Origin of the sequence: Confluentibacter citreus, from assembly GCF_002807055.1 — a bacterium.
Taxonomy (GTDB): domain Bacteria; phylum Bacteroidota; class Bacteroidia; order Flavobacteriales; family Flavobacteriaceae; genus Confluentibacter; species Confluentibacter citreus.
Map to the genome: position 1 here is coordinate 1065513 of NZ_NIXN01000001.1, position 12859 is coordinate 1078371.

Consider the following 12859-nt stretch of genomic DNA (forward strand, 5'->3'; position numbering starts at 1 on the left):
ATAAAAAAAAATTGGTGAATTCGTGGCAAAACAAAGATTAGTCATATTAGGAGGAGGCGAAAGCGGTGTTGGAACAGCACTTTTGGGAAAGGAAAAAGGCTTTGACGTTTTTGTGTCCGATAAGGGAAAAATTAAAGAAAAATATAAAGAAGTTCTTATACATAATGAGATTGAATGGGAAGAAGAAAAGCATTCTGAAGGAAAAATACTGAATGCAAACATCGTTATGAAAAGCCCAGGAATTCCTGATAAAGCACCTTTGGTAAAGACCATTCGTGAAAAAGGGATTCTTGTGGTTTCTGAAATTGAATTTGCAGCAAAATATACCAATGCAACAATTATAGGCATAACGGGAAGCAATGGTAAAACAACTACAGCAACCCTGACGCACCATATTTTAAAGCAAGAGTTGGAAGTAGGTTTGGCAGGTAATATTGGCGACAGTTTTGCAAAACAGATTCTGGAGAACGATTATCCAAACTATGTGTTGGAGATTAGCAGCTTTCAGTTAGATGATATTGTGGATTTTAAACCACACATCGCAGTAATAACTAATATAACACCCGATCATTTAGATAGATATGATTATAAGTTCGAGAATTATATAGCTTCTAAATTCAGGATAATCATGAATCAAACCAAAGATGATTACTTGATTTATGATGCTGATGATGAAATCATAAACAATCATTTAAAAGAACACCCAATTCAATCAAAATTATTGCCTTTTTCATTAACAAAGACTATTGAAAATGGCGCGTATTTAAAAGATAATAACATAATAATAACAATAGACAATAACCAAATAATTATGTCAACAACAAACCTAGCATTAGAGGGTAAGCACAATATTAAAAACGCCATGGCTGCATCAACAGCTGCACATTTATTGAAAATAAGAAAACAAACCATTCGGGAATGTTTGGAAAATTTTCAAGGTGTAGAGCATCGGTTGGAACATGTGTTGAAAATTAATAAAGTGCAATACATCAACGATTCTAAAGCTACCAATGTTAATTCTACTTACTATGCTTTAGAAAGTATGGATTCACCGACGGTTTGGATTGTTGGAGGTGTTGATAAAGGTAATAATTATGAAGAATTGTTCCCGTTTGTTAATGAAAAAGTAAAAGCCATCATTTGTTTGGGTGTTGATAATGAAAAGCTTTTTAACACTTTTGGCAATATGGTTGATATTATTGTGGAAACACAATTTATGAGTGAAGCTGTAAAAATAGCATACAAAATAGCCGAGGCTGGCGATACCGTTTTGTTATCGCCAGCTTGTGCCAGTTTCGATTTGTTTGAAAATTACGAAGATAGAGGACGTCAATTTAAAAACGCCGTTAGAAATTTATAAAAAATGTTAAAAGCACTATTTGAAAATATAAAAGGAGACAGGCTTATTTGGGCCATCGTTGCTTTGTTGGCAATTTTATCCTTTTTACCTGTTTACAGTGCTTCAAGTGACTTGGCTTACGATAGAGGGGAAGGCAATACGTTTGTCTTTTTTGTAAAACATTTTATGCATCTTTTTTTAGGATTCGGGATTATGTATGGTGTTCATAAAATTCCCTATCGATATTTTAGAGGGTTATCTTTGGTTATGATGCCAGTTGTGTTGGTTTTACTAGTTATTACAATGATGCAAGGAACTGTCATGGGGGGTGCGAGTGCCAGTAGATGGATTCAAATACCAATTGTTGGTATGTCGTTTCAAACATCCACGTTTGCATTGGTAGTTCTTATGGTGTATGTAGCGCGTTATATGTCTAAAATAAAGGACAAGGAAATAACTTTTAAGTCAACGATCATTCCGCTTTGGACTCCCGTTTTTTTAGTGTTAGCATTGATATTGCCATCTAACTTTTCTACAGCAGCTATTATATTTTTAATGGTATCAATATTGGTGTTTATTGGAGGCTACCCCATCCGTTATTTAGGAATTATTATAGGTTCTGGAATGGTTGCTTTAGTAATCTTTATTATGGCGGCTAAATTAACAACAGGGCCGCTAAACGTTAAAGTAACAACTTGGGAAAATAGGATTTTAAACTATGCTAATGATGAAGTCACCGAAGCCGATTATCAAATTGAAAAAGCAAAAATAGCCATTGCTTCAGGAGGTATTCAAGGGTTGGGGCCCGGGAAAAGTATTCAGAAGAATTTTTTGCCACAATCGTCATCCGATTTCATTTTCGCAATCATCATTGAAGAATATGGATTAATTGGGGGTGTTGGTTTAGTAGTGTTATATCTGTGGTTATTGTTCAGAATAGTTATTGTGGCACAAAAATCTGATACGGTATTTGGCAAACTTTTAGTTTTAGGGGTAGGCTTACCCATTATTTTTCAAGCATTAATAAATATGGGAGTTGCGGTAGAGTTATTTCCTGTAACAGGACAAACGCTTCCATTGATAAGTAGTGGAGGAACATCCATTTGGATGACTTGTTTGGCAATAGGCATCATTCTAAGTGTAAGTGCAAAAAGAGAAGAAATTAAGGAACAAGAATATATGGAAGAGAATCCGTTGGAAATTCTATCGGAAACAATTTAATAATACATGACAAAGAACAAAACATATAAAATTATTCTCTCAGGAGGCGGTACTGGTGGTCACATATACCCAGCCATTGCCATTGCTAACGAATTAAAATCTCGTTTTCCTAATGCAGAGTTTTTATTTGTTGGCGCCCAAGATAGAATGGAAATGGAAAAAGTGCCACACGCGGGTTATAACATTAAAGGGCTGTGGATATCGGGCATTCAGCGAAAGCTAACGATTAAAAATCTGATTTTTCCTTTCAAATTGATTAGTAGTTTAGTTAAAGCTAGAAGTATAATAAATGAGTTTAAGCCAGATGTGGTTATTGGAACAGGTGGTTTTGCTAGTGGACCATTATTAAATGTTGCAGCTTCCAAAAAAATACCAACGCTTATTCAAGAGCAAAATTCATACCCAGGAATCACCAATAAACTATTAGGAAAAAAAGTGAATAAAATATGTGTGGCATATGAAGGACTGGAGCGTTTTTTCCCGAAAGATAAAATCATAATAACTGGTAATCCTTTGCGTAAAGGATTATTGGATGTGGATTCTAAAACAGTGGAAGCTAAAAACTTTTTCAATTTAAAGCATGGTAAATATACCCTTTTGGTTCTAGGGGGAAGTTTAGGTGCCAGACGAATCAATCAATTGATAGAAAGTAAATTGGATTTTTTAAGCACGCAAAATGTTCAGGTTATTTGGCAATGTGGTAAGCTTTATTATCAACAATATAAAATTTATAGCCATACCAAAGATGTTCAGGTATATGAATTTTTAAATAATATGGATTTCGCTTATGCTGCGGCAGATATCGTGATTTCTAGAGCGGGAGCTATTTCGGTATCAGAATTATGTGTGGTGGGTAAGCCAGTCATATTCATACCATCCCCGAATGTTGCTGAAGACCATCAAACAAAAAATGCCATGGCCATTGTAGATAAGAATGCAGCCATGATTATTAAAGAAGAAGATTTAGATGCCGATTTTGAAAATAAATTTTCTCAGCTTATAGCATCTGCAGAGAAGCAAAAGCAATTAGGGGCCAATATAAAAAAGTTAGCATTGGTAAATTCAACAAATGAAATTGCAGATGAGGTTGTAAAGTTACTAGAAGGACAGAAATGAATTTAAACAACATACATAGCGTTTATTTTATAGGCATAGGCGGCATAGGCATGAGTGCGCTTGCTAGATATTTTAAAGCGAATAATAAACAAGTTGGTGGTTATGATAAAACACCAACGGATATTACAAATGATTTAACAGATTTAGGTATCCAAATTCATTTTGAAGATGCTGTTGAAGCTATTGAATTATCATTTTTAAATCCAGAGACCACTTTAGTGGTTTATACACCCGCCATTCCTAAAGGCCATTCAGAATTAAACTATTTTATAAATAACGGTTTTCATGTTTTAAAACGGTCCCAAATATTAGGGTTAATCACCGAAAACACATTTTGTTTAGCCGTTGCTGGCACACATGGTAAAACAACTACAACAAGTATTCTTGGGCATTTAATGAAGGAATGTAATGTGCCGCTAACTGCTTTTTTAGGAGGCATCAGTGAAAATTATAATTCCAATTTAATTTTGAATGGCACAGAGGTTTCGGTTGTTGAAGCAGATGAATTTGATCGTTCGTTTTTAACCTTGTCGCCCAATATGGCGTGCATCACATCGATGGATGCCGATCATTTGGATATTTATGGAAATGCTGAAGCCTTAAAGGAATCGTTCGTTGCTTTTTCAAAACGAGTTAAGGAACATGGAAAATTATTTGTTAAAAACGGATTGCCCATAAAAGGAATTACGTATGGTATTGAAGACGATTCAGATTATACCATTCAAAATATAAAAATAGAAAATGGCACGTATGTTTTTGATGTGAAGACACCAAAATCTGTGCTTGAAAATTTAAAATTTAACCTGCCCGGTAGGCATAATTTGTCGAATGCATTAATAGCCTTGGCGATGTCGTTAGAATATGGTTGCCCACACCAACAACTCATCAAAGCTTTAGTATCTTATAAAGGGGTTAAAAGACGATTTACATATCAAATAAAAACAGAAAATCTGGTTTATATTGATGATTATGCGCATCATCCAGAGGAAATTAATGCTGTACACCAAGCGGTTAGGGAAATGTATCCTAATAAAAAAGTTGTAGCCATTTTTCAACCACATTTATACAGTAGAACGAGGGATTTTATTGATGATTTTGCCAAAAGCCTATCCCAGTTTGATGAGGTCTTGTTATTGGATATTTATCCCGCTAGAGAACTTCCAATTGAAGGTGTAACCTCGGCATGGTTATTAAGCAAAATAGAAAATAAAAATAAAAAATTAGTAAGTAAAGCTGAACTAATTTCTAAAATAAAGGAAAGTAATGCCCAAGTGATTTTAACTATTGGAGCAGGTGATATCGGCGAAGAAGTAAAACAAATTAAAAAAGAATTAAGCGTTGCGAGTTAATTGGAATTACATAAAAATGATAGTGCTGCTAGGTTTAGTGGTTTTCTTGTATGCCTTTGCATCCAGTAGAAATGCCGTTAGAAAAGTATCACAACCTAACATACAATTTGTTGGGGATAACAATCTTTTTATCACCTACGAAACTGTTAGTAAATTGTTAATACAAAATTATGGCGATGTAAAAAATATGCCTAAAGAAACTTTAGATTTGAATGTATTAGAGCGCGCCCTGAATTCTAACCCAATGATTAAATCGGCTGAAGTGTATGTTGCTGTAAATGGTACACTTACCGCTGAAATCGAACAAAAAAGACCAATTGCTAGAGTGAGTACGAATGCGTCGTATTATATTGATGACGAAGGTTTTTATATGCCATTGTCATCAAATTATTCGTCCAGAGTGCCCCTTGTTACAGGATATGTTGAAAAAAATAATTTAAAAAATGTATTTACTGTTGCAAGTAAAATTGAAAGTGACGAGTTTTTAAAAAAGAATGTTGTTGAAATTCATCAAGATGAGAATAAAGTTATTTATTTAAAATTAAGGCAATGCCATTTTTTAGTTCAATTGGGCAGTGTTGATTTTCTGGATAAAAAAGTAAATAACCTAAAAGCATTTTACCAAAAGAGTTTAAAAGAAAAAACACTTAATAATTACAGTAAAGTTAATTTACAATTTGATAATCAGGTAGTATGTACCAAAACGTAGACTATGGATCATAATATAGCAGTAGGATTAGACATAGGAACCACAAAAATTGTGGCAATGATTGGTCGTAAGAATGAATACGGCAAGCTTGAAATTTTAGGTATAGGCAAATCTAAAAGTTTGGGTGTACACCGTGGCGTGGTTAATAACATTACTCAAACCATTCAATCCATACAGCAAGCTATTCAAGAAGCTGAAGCTTCTGCCGAAATGAAGATTGAAGGTGTTACAGTTGGTATTGCGGGACAACACATACGTAGTTTACAACATAGTGATTATATAACTAGGCCTAATTCAGATTTGGTTATTGATGAAGAGGATATTGACAGACTTATCAATCAGGTACATAAACTAGTGATGTTGCCTGGTGAAGAGATTATTCATGTATTGCCGCAAGAATATAAAATAGATGGACAGGCTGAAATTAAAGAGCCTATTGGCATGTATGGTGGTAGGTTGGAAGCTAATTTCCATGTAGTGGTTGGGCAGGTATCTTCCATCAGAAACGTTGGGCGTTGCGTGCAAAGTTCTGGATTGAATTTAGAAGGCATTACCTTAGAGCCACTGGCATCAGCAAATGCGGTGTTAAGTCAAGAAGAAAAAGAAGCCGGTGTAGCATTAATAGATATAGGAGGTGGAACCACCGATTTAGCCATTTTTCGAGATGGTATCATTCGGCATACAGCCGTGATTCCGTTTGGGGGAAATGTTATTACAGAAGACATTAAAGAAGGCTGCTCCATCATAGAAAAGCAAGCCGAATTATTAAAAATAAAATTTGGGTCTGCTTGGCCCGGAGAAAACAAAGAGAACGAGATTGTTTCCATTCCAGGACTCAGAGGAAGAGAACCAAAAGAAATTACCTTAAAAAATCTGTCCAAAATAATTCATGCACGTGTTGTAGAAATTATTGAACAAGTGTACGTGGAGATTAAAAATTATGGGCATGAAGAGCAAAAGAAAAAGCTAATAGCCGGTATTGTTTTAACAGGTGGAGGTGCTCAATTAAAGCATCTTAAACAATTAGTAGAGTATATTACCGGTATGGATACCAGAATAGGGTATCCTAACGAGCATTTGGCAGGTGATAGTGATGAGGAAATAACAAGTCCTTTATTTGCAACAGCTGTTGGTTTGGTTTTAGATGGTATCAAACGCAACGAAAGAAAGAAAATAGAATTAAAAGAAAAATTGGCCCCTAAAGCAGCTGAACAAGAAAAGCAAGAAGAAAAACCTGTTGAAAAACCAGCCAAAGAACGACGTTCGTTTCTAGATAAGTTAACCGAAAGAGTTAAAGATTTTTTAGATAACGCAGAATAATAAATCCATTGAATTAAAAAAATATAAAGTATCAAACCCCAGTAAAACAGAATTTATGAGCAGCAAAAAAGAATTCGAAAGTATCGCATTTGATTTACCAAAAAATCAATCAAATGTCATTAAAGTTATTGGTGTTGGCGGTGGCGGTAGCAATGCTATCAACCACATGTTCCAGCAAGGCATTAAAGGCGTAGACTTTTACATTTGTAATACAGATGCGCAAGCACTTCAAAACAGTGGTGTCCCAAATAAAATCCAATTAGGTCTTAACTTAACCGAAGGGTTAGGTGCAGGAGCAAATCCACATATAGGTGAGCAGTCTGCTGTTGAGAGTTATGAGGATATTTCTAATATGTTGGATTCAAACACCAAAATGGTTTTTATTACCGCAGGAATGGGGGGTGGTACAGGTACTGGAGCGGCGCCTATTATTGCTAAAATGGCTAAGGATTTAGATATTTTAACAGTAGGGATTGTTACGATGCCTTTTCAGTTTGAGGGTAAAATGCGTATTGAGCAATCTCAAATAGGCATTGAAAAATTAAGAAGTGTGGTAGATTCTTTAATTGTGATTAACAATAACAAACTTCGTGAAGTGTATGGGAATTTGGGCTTTAAGGCTGGATTCTCCAAGGCAGATGAAGTGCTATCTACTGCTGCTCGTGGTATAGCCGAAGTTATTACGCACCATTACACGCAAAATATCGATTTACGTGATGCTAAAACAGTATTAAGCAATAGTGGTACCGCTATTATGGGATCTGCATTAGCATCAGGTCAAAACCGTGCACAAGAAGCTATTAGAAAAGCACTTGATTCACCATTGTTAAATGACAACAAAATTACTGGAGCCAAAAATGTATTGCTGCTTATTGTTTCTGGTACTCATGAAATAACCATTGATGAAATTGGAGAAATTAACGACCATATTCAAAATGAAGCAGGTCATGGGGCTAATATTATTATGGGAGTTGGTGAAGACGAAAAGCTAGAAGAATCGATTGGTGTTACTATCATTGCCACAGGATTTAATGTAGAGCAACAAGATGAAATTTCTAATAGTGAAACCAAAAGAGTGATTCATTCTTTAGTTGATGAAAGGGAGTTAAGCCCAAAAGTAAAGGAACCTGTCATTATCGCGCCAGTAATAGAACTAGAAACCAAAAAAGAAACCCCTCAAGTTCGCCACACCTTGGATATTGAAGTTGACGAAGAGTTGGTTCAACCTGAAACTAAAAAACAAGAGATCAACCCAAAGCAAGAATATTTTTTAAAAGATATCAATTTAATTCCGACTACTGATATCATAAAAAATATCAAAGTTGTTTACGAAGAAATAAAGGCTACTATCAAAGAAGACGATGACTTCATCATTAAGCCAGTTACTAAAATGTCAAATAAAGTAAAGGAGGTTGAGGTTGAGGAAGAGCAACAAATTACATTGACGTTCGATTTGCCCCTTACTAATACTAGTACTGTTGCAGAGGATGATGTGATGTCTTATGATGCAAGTGAGGAAGTTAAAAAAATACCCGTTAATGACTATGTAGAACTTATCACGGTAACCGAATCTAATAAAGAAGGTGATATTCGCTATACTTTGGAAGATTGTATAGAGGTAGAATCTTCTATGAATAAAAAGCAAGTATCAATTAAAGATATTGCCGAAGAAGAAGATTATAATGTAGTTTTTGAAAAGAAGATTTTACAAAAAGAAGCTATTGAAGACATTTGTGAAGAGGTAGACCCTATGAATAGTCCTATTTCAGATATGCTAAAAGAACGTGCCCAAGAGCGAAGACGTAAAATGAAGGATTTTAATTATAAATTCAATAGTTCAAAAATTGATGATTTTGAAAAAGTGCCAGCTTATAAGCGTCAAGGTGTAAATCTTGAAGAAGCTAAACATTCATCAGAAACTGATATGTCTAGAACTAGTATTGGTGTAGATGATAATGATGATATTCAATTAAGAACAAACAATTCTTTTTTACACGATAACGTAGATTAAAATATATGCTAACCTAACTTAGTTATGAACCCGAAAAGAACCTCTCAGCTTTTCGGGTTTTTTATTTCCTCAATGACAAAAATCTCAATAATATTAATCAAAAGCCGTTGATAAAATTCTAATCAAATAAGATTCTATTTTTTATCTTCGCATTCTAAATACAATTTACAATGAGTTTACAAGAGGGTATCATGTCGGCATTAAAAGACGCCATGAAAGCAAAAGATCAAACAGCTTTAACTGCATTAAGAGCGGTAAAATCAGCTATTTTATTGGCTCAAACAGAAGAAGGCGCCCAAGCGGAATTAAGTGAAGATCAAGAACTTAAAATACTTCAAAAACAAGTTAAGCAACGTAAAGATAGTGCTGCCATTTATTTGGCGCAAGGTCGCGAGGATTTAGCAGCACCAGAATTGGCTGAAGCAGAGATCATCAGTCAATTTTTGCCGGTAGCATTAAGCGATGCGGATGTTGAAAAAGTAGTTGTAAATATTATTAATCAAGTTGGCGCCCAAGGCATGAAAGATATGGGGAAAGTTATGGGCCTTGTAAGTAAGGAATTGGCAGGTCAAGCAGATGGTAAAACCATTTCCAGCATAGTAAAAGCCAAGCTGTCGTAAAAATATAAAAAGATTCCCGCCTGCGCGGGAATTCGGCTGCGTAGTTCAATTGGATAGAATATCAGATTTCGGCTCTGAGGGTTGGGGGTTCGAACCCCTCCGCGGTCACTAAAAACCATGTAATTAGAAAATTACATGGTTTTTTGGTTTCTAGAAGTTTGCTAATTTGTATTCTAGGTTTAAATGGTCGTTATCAGTTTCTTTCTAAATTGTGTATATATAGCTATAATAAAACAAGGGTAAATATTGCCTACAAAAACTTTAATGGTCTTTTACAGACCCATCAGTATCCCACATTTCAGGAAATTCCCATTCTGGAACGTTTTTTTCGTTTTCAATAATGTTTTCGTCCAGAGAGATTCCTAATCCAGGGCCGTCAAAATTACCTGCTACCATGATTTCACTATTTTTCATGATCAAAGGTTTTGTTATATAACTTTTACCCAGATAACTTCGTTCCACACCGTCATTTGGGGCGGCTTGTAGACTAGGAAGTTCATGAGAAACAAAATTAGGGATAGTAGCGGCAACGTGCATGGAAGCCACAGCACCAATCATACCTTCTTTAGCATGTGGCAACATACCAGCATAATGGGCCTCAGCCAAATTAGCAATAGCTTTCATTTCGGTAATACCGCCACAATGTGTAATGTCAGGTTGCAATAATGATGCAGCTTTAAGTTCTAATAAATCACGAAATTGCCATTTCGTAACCATACGTTCTCCAGTAGCAAATGGGATATGTGTTTTTTTTGCCATTTCAGCCATTAGTGGTAAATTTTGAAATTGTATAGGTTCTTCGTAGAACCATGGTTGAAATTTTTCTAATGCCTTTATTAAAATCATTGATGTTTGTGGTTCATGATCACCATGAAGCTCGATACCCATATCTACTTTCGGACCTATAATGTCACGTATGGCTTGAACATTTTCAACAACTCCTTGAACAAAATCAGGGTTTTCCACATACCGGGATAAACGCCCACGACTTGAAGTTACGCCAACTTTCATTGATGTATAACCTTCTGCCATAATTTTTTTAGCTTCTTCGGGTGTTTGAGCTTGGCCGTAAACACGTATGCGGTCGCGGGTAAGTCCGCCCAACAATTCATAAATGGGAACACCCAAGGCTTTGCCTTTTATATCCCACATAGCTATATCAACAGCTGAAAGAGCCGAGGTTAGAACAATGCCACCTCGATAGAAAGCGTGGCGATAAATGGCCTGCCAATGATGAGCTACCAACCTTGGATCTTTGCCTATGAGATAATTTTCTAACTCTTTTATTGCAGCTATAGTCGTATTTATCCGGCCTTCTACAGTACCCTCTCCTAACCCTATAATACCAGCATTTGTATGCAGTTTTATAAAAATAGTACGAAGTGTATGTACAGGGATAATCTCTAGCTTTGTAATTTTTAAATCATCCTTTGGATTTATAAGAGCAGTTGTATAATTGATTTTTTCACCACTTTTGGCGGTTGCCCGTTCATGTACCATAAGGCCAGCAACACCCATGGAGATGCCTTTAAGCCAATGACGGCGAGTTAAGTTTTTCATATCCATACGATTAGTTTAGTGGTTCGTTTTTTTGATGTTTAAATTTATTTAGCCCAAGCTTCACCTTCTGGGGTTCGTCGCCATTCAAAATAATCATCCAATACCTCAAGGGACTCAGCACTTGGTACAGGTCCAAGATGTGGTGTTGGACCCAAATACATCACTTCGGGATTGGCATCGCTAAAAGCTGGCCATTCATGAACATTCTCGCCATTCGGATTCCCATATTTAGCGAAGTTTGTCCAATAGGTGCCTATTGCTTCAGAAAGTTCAAGATCGGTTTTAGTGGTTTCAGGATTAGAGGCATCTAAATTCATAAACACATAGGCAACATCTTGCCCGTGTGGCGAACCATAACCATAACGAGGAGAATCTTTAGGATAATGAGGATGTTGGTCGAAATAATAAAAATAGGCTTTATGTTGTCCCTTTTTGGCTTGTAACCTTGCCCAACTCCACGTATGCCATCCAAAGGCAGCGTCACGGGATAAGTCGCGTGCCGTTTTAGGAACCGTGCTGTCGGTAACAGGATACGCTTTTATCAAATCGTCTGCAAAGTCGCCATACCGTTCTTTCACGCTTGCAATGTATTCTTTTGGGTCTTTTGTACGGGTAAAACTGGCTCCTTCATCCGAATTATAGCCAACTAAAATAGGGGTATCATTAAACTTCCCAGCTTCATATAGGGTATATTGATCATCTGGAATCACGTGGCCATCAATTATAGGCCATCCTCTGCCACTTGGAAGGCTATCGGCTACAATCCCCCTTAGTTCAGCTATTGAAGAAACGCCTGCGGTTTCAGCATATAACACACCATCTTTTTCGGCATCTTGTAATGTTTTTTGATTTTCCCCCGGATATGTGGTTGGACGGGAAGGTCCAAACGACCCGCCACTTTGTGAAATAGCACCATGGAATAAGCCTTTCGCCAATGGAGAAGCGCTTAGCATGCTTACGGCAATACCTCCAGCCGATTCACCAAAAATGGTGACTTTGTTGGGGTCTCCTCCAAATGCAGCGATATTTTTTTGTATCCATTCCAGTCCAGCAATCATATCTAGCAGCCCATAATTTCCAGAAACCTTGTTTGGATTTTCGGCACTCAATTCTGGGTGAGCCATAAATCCAAGTATGCCAACCCGATATGCTATACTAACAAGCACAACGCCTTTTTTAGCTAGTTTTTCACCATTATAAACCGTTTCAGATGTGGCGCCGGCACCAAAGCCTCCACCATAAATCCATACAAGCACGGGAATTTTTTCATCAGCTTTTTGGGCAGGTGTCCAAATGTTTAGGTATAGACAATCTTCGCTTTTTCCTGAAGGCGGATTTCCGCCTTGCATTGGTCCAGGTGCAAATTCTGTTGTTTGTTTTATGCCTTCCCATTTTTCAACGGGTTGGGGAGCTTTCCAACGTAACTCCCCATTGGGTGGTGCAGCAAAAGGGATGCCTTTAAAAATGGTTAAACTGTCTTGAATGGTTCCTTGCACCCATCCATCTTCGGTTTTAACTTGTCCAGGTTCGGGTTTGGAACAAGACATAGTGGAAAACATCATAGATAGAGCCACTAAATAAGGTGTGATTTTTTTCATAATTAGTAAATTGTTT

The 12859-nt window shown here is 36.4% G+C and carries 10 protein-coding genes and 1 tRNA gene; 9 read left to right on the top strand and 2 right to left on the bottom strand.

Annotated features, from left to right (window positions below):
* Positions 1–22 precede the first annotated feature (22 nt).
* The 9 genes from murD to CDH49_RS04675 all read left to right on the top strand — a co-directional run bounded on the left by murD (position 23) and on the right by CDH49_RS04675 (position 9793).
* Positions 23–1360, top strand: coding sequence for a UDP-N-acetylmuramoyl-L-alanine--D-glutamate ligase (murD, locus tag CDH49_RS04635; protein ID WP_100614209.1), 1338 nt, complete (start codon positions 23–25; stop codon positions 1358–1360).
* Between the two features lie 3 nt (positions 1361–1363).
* A complete protein-coding gene (locus CDH49_RS04640) occupies positions 1364–2560 on the top strand; it encodes an FtsW/RodA/SpoVE family cell cycle protein (protein ID WP_100614210.1) in 1197 nt (398 codons plus the stop codon).
* Between the two features lie 6 nt (positions 2561–2566).
* Positions 2567–3676: an undecaprenyldiphospho-muramoylpentapeptide beta-N-acetylglucosaminyltransferase gene (gene murG / locus CDH49_RS04645; RefSeq protein WP_100614211.1), complete on the top strand. Its 1110-nt coding sequence runs from the start codon at positions 2567–2569 to the stop codon at positions 3674–3676.
* Positions 3673–5025, top strand: a complete 1353-nt coding sequence (gene murC, locus CDH49_RS04650; RefSeq protein WP_100614212.1) for a UDP-N-acetylmuramate--L-alanine ligase — start codon at positions 3673–3675, stop codon at positions 5023–5025. Before murG ends, murC begins: the two co-directional genes overlap by 4 nt.
* A gap of 16 nt (positions 5026–5041) precedes the next feature.
* The gene (locus CDH49_RS04655) at positions 5042–5734 is read left to right on the top strand and encodes a cell division protein FtsQ/DivIB (RefSeq protein ID WP_317044370.1); all 693 of its coding nucleotides are present in this window, start codon (positions 5042–5044) and stop codon (positions 5732–5734) included.
* Between the two features lie 3 nt (positions 5735–5737).
* The gene (gene ftsA, locus CDH49_RS04660) at positions 5738–7054 is read left to right on the top strand and encodes a cell division protein FtsA (RefSeq protein WP_100614214.1); all 1317 of its coding nucleotides are present in this window, start codon (positions 5738–5740) and stop codon (positions 7052–7054) included.
* Between the two features lie 55 nt (positions 7055–7109).
* Positions 7110–9065 carry a cell division protein FtsZ gene (ftsZ, locus tag CDH49_RS04665; RefSeq protein ID WP_100614215.1) on the top strand — a complete coding sequence of 652 codons (1956 nt, stop codon included), beginning with the start codon at positions 7110–7112 and terminating at the stop codon, positions 9063–9065.
* A 170-nt stretch (positions 9066–9235) separates the two neighbouring features.
* Positions 9236–9685: a GatB/YqeY domain-containing protein gene (locus tag CDH49_RS04670; RefSeq protein ID WP_100614216.1), complete on the top strand. Its 450-nt coding sequence runs from the start codon at positions 9236–9238 to the stop codon at positions 9683–9685.
* Positions 9686–9719: 34 nt separating this feature from the next.
* Positions 9720–9793 (top strand) — tRNA-Arg (locus tag CDH49_RS04675).
* Positions 9794–9946: 153 nt separating this feature from the next.
* Here CDH49_RS04675 and dgoD read toward each other — a convergent pair.
* A complete protein-coding gene (gene dgoD / locus CDH49_RS04680) occupies positions 9947–11245 on the bottom strand; it encodes a galactonate dehydratase (protein WP_204524798.1) in 1299 nt (432 codons plus the stop codon).
* 44 nt (positions 11246–11289) lie between these two features.
* Complete coding sequence (locus tag CDH49_RS04685; RefSeq protein ID WP_100614217.1) at positions 11290–12843, bottom strand: carboxylesterase/lipase family protein; 1554 nt, start codon at positions 12841–12843, stop codon at positions 11290–11292.
* Positions 12844–12859 lie beyond the last annotated feature (16 nt).

Coding starts and splice junctions, on each gene's coding strand:
- dgoD (WP_204524798.1), bottom strand. CDS start 11,245: ATGAAAAACTTAACTCGCCGTCATTGGCTTAAAGGCATCTCCATGGGT.
- CDH49_RS04655 (WP_317044370.1), top strand. CDS start 5,042: ATGATAGTGCTGCTAGGTTTAGTGGTTTTCTTGTATGCCTTTGCATCC.
- ftsZ (WP_100614215.1), top strand. CDS start 7,110: ATGAGCAGCAAAAAAGAATTCGAAAGTATCGCATTTGATTTACCAAAA.
- murG (WP_100614211.1), top strand. CDS start 2,567: ATGACAAAGAACAAAACATATAAAATTATTCTCTCAGGAGGCGGTACT.
- CDH49_RS04685 (WP_100614217.1), bottom strand. CDS start 12,843: ATGAAAAAAATCACACCTTATTTAGTGGCTCTATCTATGATGTTTTCC.
- CDH49_RS04640 (WP_100614210.1), top strand. CDS start 1,364: ATGTTAAAAGCACTATTTGAAAATATAAAAGGAGACAGGCTTATTTGG.
- CDH49_RS04670 (WP_100614216.1), top strand. CDS start 9,236: ATGAGTTTACAAGAGGGTATCATGTCGGCATTAAAAGACGCCATGAAA.
- ftsA (WP_100614214.1), top strand. CDS start 5,738: ATGGATCATAATATAGCAGTAGGATTAGACATAGGAACCACAAAAATT.
- murC (WP_100614212.1), top strand. CDS start 3,673: ATGAATTTAAACAACATACATAGCGTTTATTTTATAGGCATAGGCGGC.